This window comes from Sulfitobacter delicatus (assembly GCF_900102535.1).
Classification (GTDB): domain Bacteria; phylum Pseudomonadota; class Alphaproteobacteria; order Rhodobacterales; family Rhodobacteraceae; genus Sulfitobacter; species Sulfitobacter delicatus.
The window spans coordinates 305974-319229 of sequence record NZ_FNBP01000003.1 but is presented as its reverse complement, the minus strand read 5'-3'; the positions used below and the strand labels follow the sequence as shown (position 1 = coordinate 319229).

The 13256-nt window shown below is 61.7% G+C and carries 16 protein-coding genes; 6 read left to right on the top strand and 10 right to left on the bottom strand.

The genetic code is table 11. From position 1 onward, the window contains the following. Positions 1-117 precede the first annotated feature (117 nt). From BLS57_RS07935 to BLS57_RS07895, 9 genes are all read right to left on the bottom strand, one after another. A complete protein-coding gene (locus BLS57_RS07935) occupies positions 118-1251 on the bottom strand; it encodes a c-type cytochrome (protein ID WP_093740951.1) in 1134 nt (377 codons plus the stop codon). Next, the gene (soxC, locus tag BLS57_RS07930) at positions 1235-2494 is read right to left on the bottom strand and encodes a sulfite dehydrogenase (protein ID WP_093740949.1); all 1260 of its coding nucleotides are present in this window, start codon (positions 2492-2494) and stop codon (positions 1235-1237) included. The genes BLS57_RS07935 and soxC overlap by 17 nt, the downstream gene beginning before the upstream one ends. Before the next feature lie 73 nt (positions 2495-2567). Continuing rightward, positions 2568-4268: a thiosulfohydrolase SoxB gene (soxB, locus tag BLS57_RS07925; protein WP_093740947.1), complete on the bottom strand. Its 1701-nt coding sequence runs from the start codon at positions 4266-4268 to the stop codon at positions 2568-2570. A gap of 86 nt (positions 4269-4354) precedes the next feature. After that, positions 4355-5206 carry a sulfur oxidation c-type cytochrome SoxA gene (gene soxA, locus BLS57_RS07920; protein ID WP_093740945.1) on the bottom strand — a complete coding sequence of 284 codons (852 nt, stop codon included), beginning with the start codon at positions 5204-5206 and terminating at the stop codon, positions 4355-4357. A gap of 43 nt (positions 5207-5249) precedes the next feature. Next, positions 5250-5579, bottom strand: coding sequence for a thiosulfate oxidation carrier complex protein SoxZ (soxZ, locus tag BLS57_RS07915; protein WP_093740943.1), 330 nt, complete (start codon positions 5577-5579; stop codon positions 5250-5252). Between the two features lie 32 nt (positions 5580-5611). Continuing rightward, the gene (soxY, locus tag BLS57_RS07910) at positions 5612-6031 is read right to left on the bottom strand and encodes a thiosulfate oxidation carrier protein SoxY (protein ID WP_093740941.1); all 420 of its coding nucleotides are present in this window, start codon (positions 6029-6031) and stop codon (positions 5612-5614) included. 124 nt (positions 6032-6155) lie between these two features. Further along, positions 6156-6629 carry a sulfur oxidation c-type cytochrome SoxX gene (gene soxX / locus BLS57_RS07905; RefSeq protein ID WP_093741218.1) on the bottom strand — a complete coding sequence of 158 codons (474 nt, stop codon included), beginning with the start codon at positions 6627-6629 and terminating at the stop codon, positions 6156-6158. A gap of 139 nt (positions 6630-6768) precedes the next feature. Further along, a complete protein-coding gene (locus BLS57_RS07900) occupies positions 6769-7353 on the bottom strand; it encodes a thioredoxin family protein (protein WP_093740939.1) in 585 nt (194 codons plus the stop codon). A gap of 22 nt (positions 7354-7375) precedes the next feature. Beyond that, entirely contained in the window at positions 7376-8113 is a 738-nt protein-coding gene (locus BLS57_RS07895) for a cytochrome c biogenesis CcdA family protein (protein ID WP_093740937.1), read from the bottom strand. A 98-nt stretch (positions 8114-8211) separates the two neighbouring features. On the opposite strand from BLS57_RS07895, the gene BLS57_RS07890 reads away from it, so the two are divergent. Genes BLS57_RS07890 through BLS57_RS07880 form a run of 3 tightly spaced genes read left to right on the top strand, consistent with a single transcriptional unit; the run spans position 8212 to position 9960 of the window. Continuing rightward, on the top strand, positions 8212-8574 hold the full coding sequence (locus BLS57_RS07890; protein ID WP_093740935.1) for a thioredoxin domain-containing protein: 363 nt from the start codon (positions 8212-8214) through the stop codon (positions 8572-8574). Next, positions 8571-8909, top strand: a complete 339-nt coding sequence (locus tag BLS57_RS07885; protein WP_093740933.1) for an ArsR/SmtB family transcription factor — start codon at positions 8571-8573, stop codon at positions 8907-8909. The genes BLS57_RS07890 and BLS57_RS07885 overlap by 4 nt, the downstream gene beginning before the upstream one ends. Then, complete coding sequence (locus BLS57_RS07880) at positions 8902-9960, top strand: YeeE/YedE family protein (protein WP_093740931.1); 1059 nt, start codon at positions 8902-8904, stop codon at positions 9958-9960. The genes BLS57_RS07885 and BLS57_RS07880 overlap by 8 nt, the downstream gene beginning before the upstream one ends. A gap of 9 nt (positions 9961-9969) precedes the next feature. Here BLS57_RS07880 and BLS57_RS07875 read toward each other — a convergent pair whose 3' ends face one another. Then, on the bottom strand, positions 9970-11082 hold the full coding sequence (locus BLS57_RS07875; protein WP_093740929.1) for a zinc ABC transporter substrate-binding protein: 1113 nt from the start codon (positions 11080-11082) through the stop codon (positions 9970-9972). 83 nt (positions 11083-11165) lie between these two features. Between BLS57_RS07875 and BLS57_RS07870 the strand changes: the two genes are divergently transcribed. From BLS57_RS07870 to BLS57_RS07860, 3 genes are read left to right on the top strand one after another with little or no spacing between them, the layout of a single operon-like run. Continuing rightward, positions 11166-11645, top strand: coding sequence for a Fur family transcriptional regulator (locus tag BLS57_RS07870; protein ID WP_093740927.1), 480 nt, complete (start codon positions 11166-11168; stop codon positions 11643-11645). Further along, positions 11642-12409 carry a metal ABC transporter ATP-binding protein gene (locus tag BLS57_RS07865; protein ID WP_093740926.1) on the top strand — a complete coding sequence of 256 codons (768 nt, stop codon included), beginning with the start codon at positions 11642-11644 and terminating at the stop codon, positions 12407-12409. Before BLS57_RS07870 ends, BLS57_RS07865 begins: the two co-directional genes overlap by 4 nt. Next, the gene (locus BLS57_RS07860; RefSeq protein WP_208597535.1) at positions 12402-13208 is read left to right on the top strand and encodes a metal ABC transporter permease; all 807 of its coding nucleotides are present in this window, start codon (positions 12402-12404) and stop codon (positions 13206-13208) included. The genes BLS57_RS07865 and BLS57_RS07860 overlap by 8 nt, the downstream gene beginning before the upstream one ends. The last annotated feature ends 48 nt before the right edge of the window (positions 13209-13256 follow it).

Genomic DNA, 13256 nt, shown 5'->3' with positions numbered 1-13256 from the left:
GCCTGCCTCAGTTCCTGTTCGCGGGACCATACCCGCAAAACTGTTACCCAGAGATTAGTCCCCCCGGTATGGGGGTTCAAGGGGGGCAGGCACGTCAGTTTTCCCTAATCTGTCAGATCACTCCGACGCGTCACGCAGGTAGGCGATCAGCGCTTCGATATCTTCCTCTTTGCGCACACCACGGAAGGACATTTTGGTGCCTTTCATGTAGCCTTTGGGATCGGCCAAGAAGGCGCTCAATTCGTCGTGAGACCAAACGAGACCTTCCTCAGCCGCCGCTTCCATCGCTTTGGAATAGCGGAACCCATCGACCGCGCCTGCCGGGCCATCAACGATGCCGTTCAGCACGGGGCCGACACGGTTTTTCGCTTTGGCACCAATCTGGTGGCAGGATTTGCACTTGCGGAAGACTTTGGAGCCCGCCTTGATCATCGCAGGATCGGCAGCGGGGGCTTCGGCGACTTCGACAGGAGCTTCAGCGGGGGCTTCCTCAGGGGCGGCTGCCTCTTCGGTTGCGGGCGCTTCTTCGGTTGCGGGCGCTTCTTCGGTGGTCGCTTCAGACGCCGCTTCTTCCGCCGCGGGCTCAGGGGTTTCGGCCTCGGCCTTCTCCGCCGCTTCCTTGGCCGCTGTCTCCTCAGGTGTCACATCCAATACGGCAGCGCGCATGGTGATCTCAACCTCAGGCTTACAGTCCGTCATGCAAGGCTCTTCGCTGAACGCGGGGAATTCGACTTCCATCCGGTCATCCGGCTTGAAGCCGTCCTCATTGGGCAAACGCGCCTCGGCAAAGTTCTCGGACGACAGCACGAAATCATCATCAACTTCATCGTTGAGATAGAGCAGATAGGCCGTGATCGCATAGACCTCATCATCGGTCAAAGACTGCGCGTCACCAAAGGGCATAGCCCGGTGGACGTAGTCAAAGACGGTCGACAGATAGGGCCAGTAGCTGCCCACGGTCTTGACGGGGCGCGCGTCGGTCAGGCTGCCCTGCCCGCCCGCAAGCACCGGCCAGCGGCCCGCGCCTTCGCCGAATACGCCGTGACAGGCCGAGCATTTCTCGGTGTAGATGCCGTCGCCTGTGGCCACGTCACCGCTGCCTTCGGGTAGGCCCAGACCATCGGGGCGAATGTCGATGTCCCAGACGGCAACCTCTTCGGGGGTCGCGGGGCGGCCAAGGCCCAAGGGCTCCGCCGCGAGCGGTGAGGCCAGCGTGCTGGCCAGCAGTGCAAGTTTAAGAAATCTCGACATTTTCGGCCTTTCCGTCAGCATCAACAGCCCAGGTCTGGATGCCGTTGTTGTGGTAGATTGAGTTGAGCCCGCGCATTTCGCGCAGCTGGTCTTTGGTGGGCTGGACATAGCCGGTGCTGTCATGCGCACGGCTTTGCACCAGCAGCGGGCTGCCGTCCCATTCAAAGTCGTAATAGAAACGGTGCAGCGCCTTGGGCGTGCTTGGTCCGCTCATCCGCGCCTCATGCCAGGTGATGCCGCCGTCGATGGTCACATCGACCCGCGGAATCGTGCCGCGGCCAGACCATGCCAAACCGGTCAGCACAGTCGGCCCCGGGCCATGGGTGATCGGTGCCTGCGGGCTTGGGCTGGTGACGACCGACTTCGCGTCCATCTCCCAAGTGAAGCGACGCGCTGTGCCATCGTCCAGCAAGTCGGTGTATTTGCTGGTTTCTTCGCGGTGATGCCAAGGCTGATCGCCGACTTCGAGACGGCGAAGCCATTTGACCCACATGTTGCCTTCCCAGCCGGGCACGACCAAGCGCACCGGATAGCCCTGCTCAGGCCGCAGCGCTTCGCCGTTCATCTTGAAGGCGACCAGACAATCGTCCAGCGCCTTTTCCATTGGGATCGAGCGGCTCATACCGGCAGCGTCAGCGCCTTCGGCCAGCAGCCACTTGCCCTCGGCCTGAACGCCCGCCTCTTCGAGCAGCAGCCGCAGCGGGATGCCGGTGTATTGGACGTTGTGGATCATGCCGTGGGTGAACTGCACGCCGTTGAGCTGCGAACCGCGCCATTCCATGCCGGAGTTCGCCGCGCACTCAAGGAAGTAGACGTGGTTCTCGCGCGGGAAGCGCATCAGGTCTTCCATGGTGAAGACCAACTCGCGGTCCACCAAGCCATTGATCATCAAGCGATGTTCCGCCGGATCGACCTTGGCCACGCCCGAGTGATGGCGCTCAAAGCAGATGCCGTTGGGCGTGATCGTGCCATCCAGCGCATGGATCGGGGTGAAGTTGATCGAGCTTACCGGGTCGGCGGTCAGCCATTCCACGGTGCGGCGTTTTACATCTTCCTCATAGGGAGATGGCATGCCGTAGGGCGAGACATCGACGCCGTCGCCCAGTTCCTGCATCCAAGGTTTAATCGCAATCGCGGGATCATCCTGTGCGCTGGCCTTGCCAGCCAGTGTGCCCGCGGCCACCGCGCCTGCGCCTGTCAGAAAGGCACGGCGCGATGGCCCATTTTGGTTCTCGTCAGTCATGTCGTGGCCCTCAAAAGTTCAAATTCAGTTTATTGAATTTGTTCCCTCATGAGAACCCCCATTCTGCTTTTTCTTACTTCGGCAGAACGTATTTCACCGGGGTGCGGGCACCATCGGAAACCGTTCCCAGTTTGGAGATATGGCTTTCCACCACATCCCAGATCGGCGGCCCTTCGGTGCCCTCGTTGACCGAGGCCCAACCTGCGACCACATAGCTGCGCTGCGGATCAATCGGCTCACCGGAACTCAGCAAGGTCATCTCGCTGATGCGCTCACCCTGCGGCTTGGCGATGTCCATCTTGAAGCCCATGCCGCCGACGCGCACCATGTCGCCGCCCTGCTGGTAATAGGGATCCGGGTTGAACAGGTTGTCGCCCACGTCTTCCAGCACGACTTTCAGGAATTCCCCTGTCATTTCCGTGCGGTAGGCGTTTGGATAGGTCATCGAGGTGACGTTGAAAATGTCCTCGCGGGTGATGTCTTGGCCCGGCAGAATCGACGGCCCCCAACGCACACCGGGGCTCAGCGCGATCTCGGCGTCCCGCTCGCTCAGCAGCGCGTCACAGATCAGGTCGTCCCACGTGCCGTTGAAGTTACCACGGCGGTAGAGCAACGCGTCAGACTTGCCGACCACATGGGTCAACTCGTCCAGATAAGGCGCGCGCTGTGCGTCGATCAGCTTGGTGATCTCGGCGTCGGGCGTGATGAGATCAGAGAAGATCGGGATCAATTTGTGTCGAATGCCCATCATCTTGCCATCGCGCACGTCCAGATCGACGCGGGAAACGAATTTCCCGTTCGAGCCGGAGGCGATAATATGGGTCTCGCCGATCAGCACAGGCTCCGGCAGCGCGTCATGGGTGTGGCCCGACAGGATCACGTCAATCCCTTTGACGATCCCGGCCATCTTCTTGTCGACGTCAAAGCCGTTGTGGCTCAGGCAGACGACGAGTTCTGCACCCTGCGCGCGGACTTCGTCGACCATCTGCTGCATGTGCTCATCGCGAATACCGAAGGAGTATTCCGGGAACATCCAGCCGGGGTTGGCGATCGGCATATAGGGGAACGCCTGACCGATGACGGCGATCTTGACACCGCCGCGCTCGAAGAATTCGTAAGGCTTGAACAATTCGGCAGGCTCGTCCCATTCCGCGTCAAAGATGTTCTGGCCAAGGGCGGCAAAGGGCAGCCCTTCGACGATCTCCTGCACCCGCTCGGAGCCCAGTGTGAATTCCCAGTGGAAGGTCATCGCGTCGGGCTTCAGCGCGTTCATTACGTTGACCATGTCCTGACCTTCGGTCTTGAGACAGGTCATCGAGCCGTGCCACGTGTCGCCACCATCCAGCAGCAGCGCATCGGGGCGGTCGGCGCGGATCGCGTTCAGCACGGTGGCGACGCGGTCCAGCCCGCCAACCTTGCCATAAGCCTGTGCCTGCGAGACGAAATCATCATAGGTCAGCGCATAGTCCAGCGGGGTGCCGCCGCCGATGCCGTAAGCACGGCGGAAATCTTCGCCGGTGATATGAGGCACCTTGCCGCGGTTCTCGCCCACACCGATGTTGACCGACGGCTCGCGGAAATAGATCGGCTTCAACTGCGCGTGGATGTCGGTGATGTGCATCAAGGTGACATTGCCGAACTTCTCGAACTCCAGCAGCGCGTCTTGGTCAAACTTGTCCTGCGCGGCCAGCCGCGCCCAGTTACCGAAGCCCGAACCGCCATAGATGGAGGCCGCGGCCATGGACATTTGCAGAAAATCACGGCGAGACAGCATGTCAGGCTCCGTCTGTTAGAAACAAGGAAAGGCCCCGCCCCTTTTGAGGGGCGGGATCATGTCAGGCAGTAAGCCCGGCTTTGAATTTAGTTGCGCACCGAAGGTGCTTCGACCGAAAGGCCGTTGCCGCGGCTGGCGACGTAAAGCTCAAGCGCCACGAACTCGGGGCTCCCGGGCTTGAAAGTCTCGGCGCGGGTGTCGCGCACACAGCCTTTGAAACGGGCATGGCTGCCGTTCAGCTTGGCGTTTTTCAAACGATACACCGGAAAGCCGTTGATCTGGCCTTGGCTCAGGTGGTCGGCGCGGATCATGTTCCCGTAATTGTCTTCGTGACAATTGGCGCAGCTCAGCTCCAGCTGACCGTAACGGGTGTAGTACATCTCCTTGCCCTCTTCCCAAACGCTCTGGGCAGGGCCGTCGATGGCCACATTCACCGGCATGCCACGCGATTCAATAGAGATCAGAGCCTCCATCGCGGTCATCTCGTTGCCGGTGTATTTCCAAGGCTCGGCACCCATCTGGTTTTCGCGGCAGTCGTTGATCTGCATCGCCAGCGTGCGCACTTCGCCTGCTTCTTCATTCCACTTCGGATAGACGGCGCGGACGCCCTCCATCGAAGAAGCGGGCTCATTATGGCAGGACGCGCAGGACTTGCCTTCGCTGCCCTCGGCCGTGTCCCAAGCCGCTTGGGCTTGGTCCACAAAGATCATGCCGGGGTTGTCGAAGTCATCCATCTGGGTTTGCTGCGTCTCATCCGAGCGGAAACGCCAGCCAGACATGATTTCCGGCAACGCCCCCTCAAGATGCGCAGGCGGCTCGGTCTTGGTCACCATCTCAATCTCGCCATTGACGACAAGCTCGGCTTCCTCGTCCGCCATCCCCATAATGGGGGCGGCCACCAAAAGCGCCGCCACAGCGGTCATTGCCTTAAATTTCATGTCTTTCCTCCCTGTACCACTCGCGAAGTGACTGACCTGTCGGTCAGCCCACCGCGACGGATTTGACCTCTTCGTAGATCGAACCGTCGTCATCATACCATGTGAACTTGAAGTCGCCGGCCTCTGGCACTTTGGCGTCAAATTCGAAATAGGGGTTGGTCGACATTGCCGGTTCCATCTTGATGTCGATCACATTCTCACCGTTAAACTCGCAGGTGAAACGGTTGATGATCGACTGCGGAATGACATTGCCGTCGCTGTCCTTACGCTGACCCGATTCCATCGGGTGGCTGATCAGGGTTTTGATCGTAATGACCTCACCTGCATCAGCTTTTTTCGGGACCTTGACGCGAGGGGTTACACCTTCTGCCATTTTTTAAACTCCTGTATATGGGGCGCGCGGAATTAACCGCCGCAGCCGCCGATTGTGACTTTGATCTCTGCGCTGGTGCGGGCGAATGTACCGTCTTCCAGCTTGGCGATGGCGACGACTTCTTGAGTCGTGGCCAAGCGAATGCGGGTCGAGGCGCTGCGCGAACCGGCCAGCGGGCCGAATTTGAACGTGCCAACGGGCGGTGTTGGGTTGCCAGTGGCCAAAACCATGATCTCGGATGCGCCTTCTGCTTCGACAGAGATTGGCACCGTGTTGCCGTTCTCAGCGATTTCAGGGGCGGTCAGGGTCACGCCGGTGTCGGCCATATCGGCCCCGCCGGTGAATTCCGCGATCAGCTCGTCCACAGTTGCCGCCGAAGCGCCCATTGGCAGAATGGTCAGCGCCATGGCGCCAAGGCCGAGGCCCAGTGTTTCACGTCTTGAGAAGTTCATTTCTCACTCTCCTTGTTCGTCTGCGGCGCAGCGCGCCGTCATTCCATTCCACGGCACACAAGCACCGCGATTTCTTGCACCGGTCATCCCGTAGCACCCCCATCAGAGCGCCGGGCTGTCCGCGTTACTCTTCTTTAAGCGTCACCAAAAAGGCGACGATATCTTCGATCTGCTGGGCTTCGAGCAGCGGCGGCAGCGGCTCTTCGGCTGCCTTGCCAGTGAAGCCATCGCCCGGCCGGATATAGCCGGTGGTCTTGTAGTAAGACGGCATCATCGATCCTTCGAAAGTCATCTTGCTGTTGGCGACGATGCCGCGCAGTTCAGCTTCGCTCCAGCGGTCCCCGGCACCGTCGAGCATCGGCCCAACCTCACCTTGGAAAGGCACATCGCTCAGCGCGCTGATTTGGTGGCAGGCCACACAGTTGCCCGCTTTTTTATTGCCGACGATGGCCGCGCCATTGGCCGGATCGCCCGGTGTCCCGGTCAGCGATTGCTCCACCGCGCCATAATCGTCAAAGGTGACATCGGCGGGTGCCACGGTTTCAGCGGCGGCCAGAACCGGCGCGCCCGACACGATTGCAGCGACAATCCATTTCATCATCGAAAACTTCCTCCCAGTGCCGATCACGTTGATGTGTGATCCGGTTACAAAGACCCTAAGGCAGGCGGGCGGCAGGGCGCAACAACAAATTCAAACTTTTGAATAGCTATCTGATTTCGCCGCCCGGCCAAGGGGGTCAATCCGTGCTGCCGTTGTCACGCTCTTGGATCATCCGCGCGTGGTAGCGCTGGAAATCTTCTGTTCCCTCAAGGGTATAGCGCTCTTCCTTCACCCAAGTGAGCATGTCCAGCGTGGTGCCCACACCAAAGGCCCCCGGCATCACCGCCACTGCGGACTGCGGTGCGGTGGCCCCCTCTGGCACCTCCTGCGGCAGGAACATCATAGTGGGTGTGAACAGAATCCCCCACTTCCGGGCCATCTGCTTTTCCGACAGTGTCTCCCCGTCGAAATCCGTCACCTCAATGTCGCCATGGAGGTTCAACTGCACGACAAAGTAATTCTCGTTAATGTAGTCGGCGATCACCGGCGTCGGGAAAACCTCTTCGTGCATTTTGGTGCAATAGACGCAGCCGCGCTGTTCAAACATCAGCATCAAGCGTTTGTCTTCGGCATTGGCCTCATCAAGGTCTTCGCGCAGGTCTTTGAAGGTCTCGCGCATCCAAGGGGTCTTGTGCAGCCCGTCGTCGCCCAGCTCTGCCGCAGCCAATGGCAGCGCCAGCGTCGCGGCCAGTGCCGCGGTTACCAGTCTCGTGAAAGTCATATCAGCGTCCTCCCTTATGTGGTTAGCCCAAGCTGGTGAAGCTGGGGAACCAACGGATCATCGCATCTGCGATCAATTGTACCCCTCCGGTCACGATCAGCACAGCAAAAAGTATCAACATCGCGCCCATCACTTTCTCAACCTTCTGCACCAGCGCCATATGGCGTGAGGCCCAGTTCAGGAACGGTTTGGCAAAGAATGCGGCCAGGACGAAGGGCGCAGTCATCCCCGCCCCATAAAAGGCGAGCAACAGCCCACCATGCCAGACCTCACCCATGCCAGACGCGATCATCAGAATGGCCGCCAGCGCCGGACCCACACAGGGCGTCCAGCCAAAGCCGAAAGCCAGCCCCATGATGTAGGCTCCCCAGATCGACGTGGGCTTGCCGCCGCCCTCAAGCCGCGCCTCCCGGTAGAGCAGCGGGACTTTGATCACCCCGAGGAAATGCAGACCGAACACCAGAAGGATCGCCGCCGCCACCCAGCTGAGCGGCTCAAGATACTGGGTAAAGAGCTGCCCCAAAGCCGTAGCCCCCATGCCCAAGAGCACAAAGATCGTCGTCACACCGAGTGCAAACAGAAGCGACGACAACACCAGCCGCCGCTGCGCGCCGGGCGCGATGGCCCCCGCGCCGCGCAATTCGGTCACGCTCAGCCCCGCCATATAGCTGAGGTAGAAGGGCACCATCGGCAGGATGCAGGGCGTAAAGAAGCTGAGCAAACCAGCAAGCACGGCGCCTGCATAGGTGATATCGAACATGGTTTCCCCCGTGGCGCGGCGTCATGTCGCGTAGCGCTTGATCAAATTTCATATTCAAATTACGTTGAGCGTTCTCCAAACGTCAATCAGGCAAGCCGATGATCCGCACACTATCCGCCCTGAGCCTCGCGGCTCTGACTGCCCTGCCCGCTTGGGCGGTGGAACTGGTGATGGTCGAACAGCCCGGCTGTGTCTATTGTCAGCGCTGGAACGAAGAGATCGCGCCTGCCTACCCCAAGACCGCCGAAGGCGCATTCGCGCCGCTGCGCCGGGTCGACATCTCTGACGTGAGCGACGCGGTCGACACCGCCCGTGCCGTTGTCTTTACTCCGACGTTTCTGGTGGTCGAAGAGGGTGCCGAACTGGGCCGCCTCGAAGGCTACCCGGGGCCGGAGTTCTTTTGGCCCCTGCTCGACCGTCTGCTAACGGACAAGACCGACTATAAGGACAAGACCGAATGACCGCCCTGCCCGTCATCACCGCCGATATGTCTGATGAGGACATGGACCGGATGCTCACCAATGCCGTGACGGCATCCAACTTCCTGAAGGCGATCAGCCATGAGGGACGTTTGATGATCCTGTGCCATCTGGTGTCGGGCGAAAAATCCGTGAGCGAGTTGGAAGCGCTGCTTTCCAGCCGCCAAGCAGCGGTGTCACAGCAGTTGTCGCGGCTGCGGCTCGAAGGATTGGTCGAGCCCCGGCGCGAAGGCAAGACGATCTTCTACCGTCTGGCCGACGACCGTCCGCGCAAGATGCTCGAACTGGTTTACGAGTTGTTCTGCAAAGATGATTGAGCTTTTTGGCCAACCGCTCACCGCCGCTCTGCTGGGCGGATTTGGGGGCATGTTGCTTGGCCTTGCTGCCCGTCTGGGGCGGTTTTGCACCTTGGGCGCGATCGAAGATATGCTCTACGGCGGCTCAGGCCACCGCATGCGGATGTGGGGGCTGGCCATTGGGGTGGCGATCTTGGGCAGCTTTGCCTTGGCGGCTCTGGGCTTCATCAACATCGACCGCGCTTTCTACCTTGGTGTCAGCTTTGCCTGGGCCCCGGCCATCGGGGGCGGGCTGCTCTTTGGCTATGGCATGGCATTGGCAGGCACCTGCGGATTTGGCGCGCTGGCGCGTCTTGGCGGCGGCGACTTGCGGGCCTTTGTCATCGTGCTGGTCATGGGGCTCACCGCCTATGCGGTGCTGAGCGGCCCGCTGGCCCCGGCGCGGCTGTTGCTGTTTCCGCGCAGCCTGAACAACGGTCCGCCTGACGGCATCGCCCATGTGCTCGCCGCTCTGACAGGCGGCTCGGTCCCGCTGATCGGGATGGGGCTGGGGGTGATCCTCATTGCGCTAATGTTAGCCGTACGAGATTTTCGGCGCGACCTGCGGGCGGTACTTTGGGGCAGCGTCGCCGGGCTTGCCGTGGTTTCGGGCTGGGCTGGCACCGCATGGCTTGCGCGCAACGGCTTTGGCACGCAGACGCTGATGTCGCACAGCTACGCCGCGCCGGTTGGGGAATCGCTGCTCTATGCAATGCAGGGATCGGTGCGCCCGCTGAGCTTTGGCATTGGCTCGGTTGCGGGTGTCTGGGTCGGCGCTTTTGTCGGATCGCTCTGGCAAGGGCATTTCCGCTGGGAAGCCTGCGAAGACCCGCGCGAGTTGCGCCGCCAGATTTTTGGCGCGGGGCTGATGGGGACCGGCGCGGTGATCGCAATGGGCTGCACCATCGGCCAAGGCATTTCCGCGATTTCAGTGCTGGCCTTTAGCGGGCCGGTCACGCTGGCCTCAATCGTTGCTGGCGCCGCCTTTGGACTGCGCCAGCTGATTGTCGGGTTTCGCAGCAACCCCGTCTAGCGTCGGCGCTTAGTCCGACAGGCATTCCGCCATGCTGTCGGCCATCCCGCGCAGCAGCTCGGCATAGAGCGTGGCCCCCGGCGCCAGTTCCGCGCCAATCGGGTCCAGCGTGCCGGTCTTGACCCCCTGCCCCTCGCTCACCGCGGCGATCAGACCGGGGTTGAACTGCGGCTCGGCAAAGACGCATTTGGCACCGCTTTCCTGCACCGACGCCCGGAGCTCCGCCACACGCGCCGCACCCGGTGCACGGGCGTCGTTTTCGCTGATGGCCCCGATGGCTTCGATGTCAAAACGCGCCTCGAAATAGTGGTAGGCGTCATGGAAAACGATGAAGGGGCGGCCTTGGACCGGGGCAAGTTTCTCAGCGATCTCAGCTTCCAGATCGGCCAATTCCGCCTGCGCCGCTGCAGCATTTTCGCGGTACTTTGCGGCATTTTCGGGGTCTAGCTCGGCCAGGGCGACAGCGATCTGGCCCAGCCAAAGCTGCCCGTTGCGCGGGTCGAGCCAGACATGGGGATCGTCGCCGCCATGGGCGTGGGCATGGCCGTCCGCCTCTTCATGGGCGTCTTCTTCATGTGCTTCGTCTTCGTGAGCATCATCGTCGTGGTCGGCATGGTCTTCATGATCATCGTCCTCTGCATGATCGTCATGGCCCTCATGATCATGCGCATCATGGTCGTGCGCATCATGGTCGTGCGCGTCGTGATCATGGCCATCGTGCCCTTCCGCGCCGTGTTCTTCTTCATCCCCATGATCATGCGGCTCGAATGTTGCGCCTTCACGGAATTCCAAAACCCGCGTTCCGGCCTGCGCCATCAACGCCAGATGGCTTGCCTCCCCGGCCAACGTCTCCAAGGGCTCGGCCAGCCAAGGCGTCAGCGCCGGGCCGACCCAAACCACCAGATCCGCACCGCTCAACGCCCGCGCTTCGGAGGGGCGCATGGCATAGCCGTGGGGCGACGCGCGTGGCGGCACGATAAGCGCGGGCTCACCCACGCCTTCCATTACCTGCGACACCAAAGCATGCACCGGGGCGATGTCGGTGGCGACGGCAGGCACATCCGCCCAAAGCGGAGCGGCGACAGCGGAAAGAGCGGCGGCAGAGAGGGAGAAACGATACATGGCGGGCCTTCATAATGTTATAATATCACCTTGCTAACACCCCTGTTATAATATATCAATACCGAAACGAATTGAGGTCCCCCATGAGCGCCATCGAGTTTAGCGACCACGACCACGCCGCCTGTATGCGCAGCACCATGCAGGCTGCCGAAGCGCAATGCGCCGCGCGCGGGTTGCGTCTGACCCCGGTACGCCGCCGCACGCTGGAGATTTTGCTGGCCGAGCATCGCGCGCTTGGTGCCTATGACCTGCTCGCCCGCCTCTCAGAAGAGGGTCTTGGCACCCAACCCCCTGTCGCCTACCGCGCGCTGGATTTTCTGGTGAAAGCGGGCCTTGCCCATAAGATCGAAGCGCTGAACGCCTATGTCGGCTGCGTACAACCGGGCGAAGACCACGCCCCGGCCTTCCTCATCTGCCGCGGCTGCCGCTCGGTGGCTGAGGCCGAAACCAAACCCGCGCAAAGCCGCCTTGGCGAAGCCGCCCGCGCCGCCGGTTTCCGGATCGAGCGCAGCGTGGTCGAGGCCGAAGGCCTCTGCCCCGCCTGTCAGGAGAGCGATGCATGAGCCTGATTGAGACCCGCGGCCTGACACTGCGGCACGACGGGCAGGTCGCTCTGCGTGACGTGAATTTCAGAATTGATCCGGGCGAGATCGTGACGATCGTCGGACCGAATGGCTCCGGCAAATCCAGCCTGCTGCGCGCATTGATCGGCGCGCTGAAACCAGCGGCGGGCAAAGTTACGCGCAAACCCGGTCTGCGCATCGGCTATGTACCGCAAAAACTGCAGATCGACGGCACGCTGCCCCTGACCGTGCGCCGTTTCGTCAACCTGCCGCGCCGCCAGACGCCCGACGCGATCCGCGCGGCGCTCGCCACTGCCGGAGTACCGGATCTGGCCGAGCGCCAGATGGTCGACCTCTCCGGCGGCCAGTTCCAGCGCGTGCTGCTCGCCCGTGCCTTGCTCGAAAGACCCGATCTGCTGATCCTCGACGAGGCGACCCAAGGTCTCGACCAGCCCGGCTCTGCAGCCTTTTATCGCCAGATCGAAGAGGTGCGCCAAGACTTGGGCTGCGCCGTATTGATGGTCAGCCATGATCTGCATGTGGTCATGGCCGCTAGCGACCGGGTGCTCTGTCTTAACGGTCACGTCTGTTGCGAGGGCACGCCGGAAACCGTGGCTGATGCGCCGGAATATCGCGCGCTGTTCGGGACCGGCACGCAGGGCGCACTGGCGCTTTACCGGCACGATCACGACCACCACCATCACGGCGATGCCTGCGATGGAGATCACGACAAAACCACTACGCGCGAGACCGAGAATGCTTGACGATTTTATTGTGCGCGCCGCCCTTGCCGGGCTTGGCGTCGCATTGGCCGCAGCACCCTTGGGCTGTTTCGTGATCTGGCGCCGTATGGCCTATTTTGGTGACGCCACCAGCCACGCGGCCCTTCTGGGCGTCGCACTGGCGCTGGCGACGGACCTGCCGATCACTGCGGGCGTGCTCTTGGTGGCCTTGGTAATGGCGCTGGTCATTAGCACGCTCTCGGGCCGCAATGTCAGCGCCGATGCGCTTTTGGGCGTCATGGCGCATTCGGCCTTGGCGCTTGGGCTTGTCGCGGTCTCGCTCCTGCCCGGCCAACGGGTCGACCTGTCGTCCTATCTCTTTGGCGAGATCCTTGCCGTCACCCGCTTTGACCTTGCGGTAATATGGGGCGGTGCCGTCGCCGTGGCGCTGCTGCTGGCATGGCGCTGGTCGGCGCTGCTGGCAGCGACACTGAACCCGGACCTTGCCCAAGCCTCGGGCGGCAACCCCAAACGCGAGCAATTGATCCTCACGCTGGCGCTGGCGATCATGGTGGCCGTGGCGATCAAGGTCGTGGGCGCGCTGCTGATTGCCGCCATGCTGATCATCCCAGCCGCCACCGCCCGTCCCTTTGCCCGGACGCCAGAAACCATGGCGATCTGGGCCATGGGTCTGGGCGCTGTGGCAGCACTTGGGGGGCTTATGGCCTCGCTGGAATTTGACACGCCCACGGGGCCGAGCATCGTGAGCATCGCGGCGGCCCTCTTTGCGGTGTCCTCGGCCTTTGCATCGGCCCTTCCGGCCCTGCGCCGCAGGGGTTGATCCCGGCGCGGAGGCTGACGCATGATCCGGGACCAGAGCAAGGACGCA

What these genes read in the sequence shown, in the direction of transcription:
- BLS57_RS07885 (WP_093740933.1), top strand. Translation starts at nt 8,571, where the DNA reads ATGACCGCCCTGCCCGTCATCACCGCCGATATGTCTGATGAGGACATG.
- BLS57_RS07895 (WP_093740937.1), bottom strand. Translation starts at nt 8,113, where the DNA reads ATGTTCGATATCACCTATGCAGGCGCCGTGCTTGCTGGTTTGCTCAGC.
- soxX (WP_093741218.1), bottom strand. Translation starts at nt 6,629, where the DNA reads ATGAAATGGATTGTCGCTGCAATCGTGTCGGGCGCGCCGGTTCTGGCC.
- soxC (WP_093740949.1), bottom strand. Translation starts at nt 2,494, where the DNA reads ATGACTGACGAGAACCAAAATGGGCCATCGCGCCGTGCCTTTCTGACA.
- BLS57_RS07880 (WP_093740931.1), top strand. Translation starts at nt 8,902, where the DNA reads ATGATTGAGCTTTTTGGCCAACCGCTCACCGCCGCTCTGCTGGGCGGA.
- BLS57_RS07865 (WP_093740926.1), top strand. Translation starts at nt 11,642, where the DNA reads ATGAGCCTGATTGAGACCCGCGGCCTGACACTGCGGCACGACGGGCAG.
- BLS57_RS07860 (WP_208597535.1), top strand. Translation starts at nt 12,402, where the DNA reads ATGCTTGACGATTTTATTGTGCGCGCCGCCCTTGCCGGGCTTGGCGTC.
- BLS57_RS07870 (WP_093740927.1), top strand. Translation starts at nt 11,166, where the DNA reads ATGAGCGCCATCGAGTTTAGCGACCACGACCACGCCGCCTGTATGCGC.
- soxZ (WP_093740943.1), bottom strand. Translation starts at nt 5,579, where the DNA reads ATGGCAGAAGGTGTAACCCCTCGCGTCAAGGTCCCGAAAAAAGCTGAT.
- BLS57_RS07875 (WP_093740929.1), bottom strand. Translation starts at nt 11,082, where the DNA reads ATGTATCGTTTCTCCCTCTCTGCCGCCGCTCTTTCCGCTGTCGCCGCT.
- BLS57_RS07935 (WP_093740951.1), bottom strand. Translation starts at nt 1,251, where the DNA reads ATGTCGAGATTTCTTAAACTTGCACTGCTGGCCAGCACGCTGGCCTCA.
- soxY (WP_093740941.1), bottom strand. Translation starts at nt 6,031, where the DNA reads ATGAACTTCTCAAGACGTGAAACACTGGGCCTCGGCCTTGGCGCCATG.
- BLS57_RS07890 (WP_093740935.1), top strand. Translation starts at nt 8,212, where the DNA reads ATGATCCGCACACTATCCGCCCTGAGCCTCGCGGCTCTGACTGCCCTG.
- BLS57_RS07900 (WP_093740939.1), bottom strand. Translation starts at nt 7,353, where the DNA reads ATGACTTTCACGAGACTGGTAACCGCGGCACTGGCCGCGACGCTGGCG.
- soxA (WP_093740945.1), bottom strand. Translation starts at nt 5,206, where the DNA reads ATGAAATTTAAGGCAATGACCGCTGTGGCGGCGCTTTTGGTGGCCGCC.
- soxB (WP_093740947.1), bottom strand. Translation starts at nt 4,268, where the DNA reads ATGCTGTCTCGCCGTGATTTTCTGCAAATGTCCATGGCCGCGGCCTCC.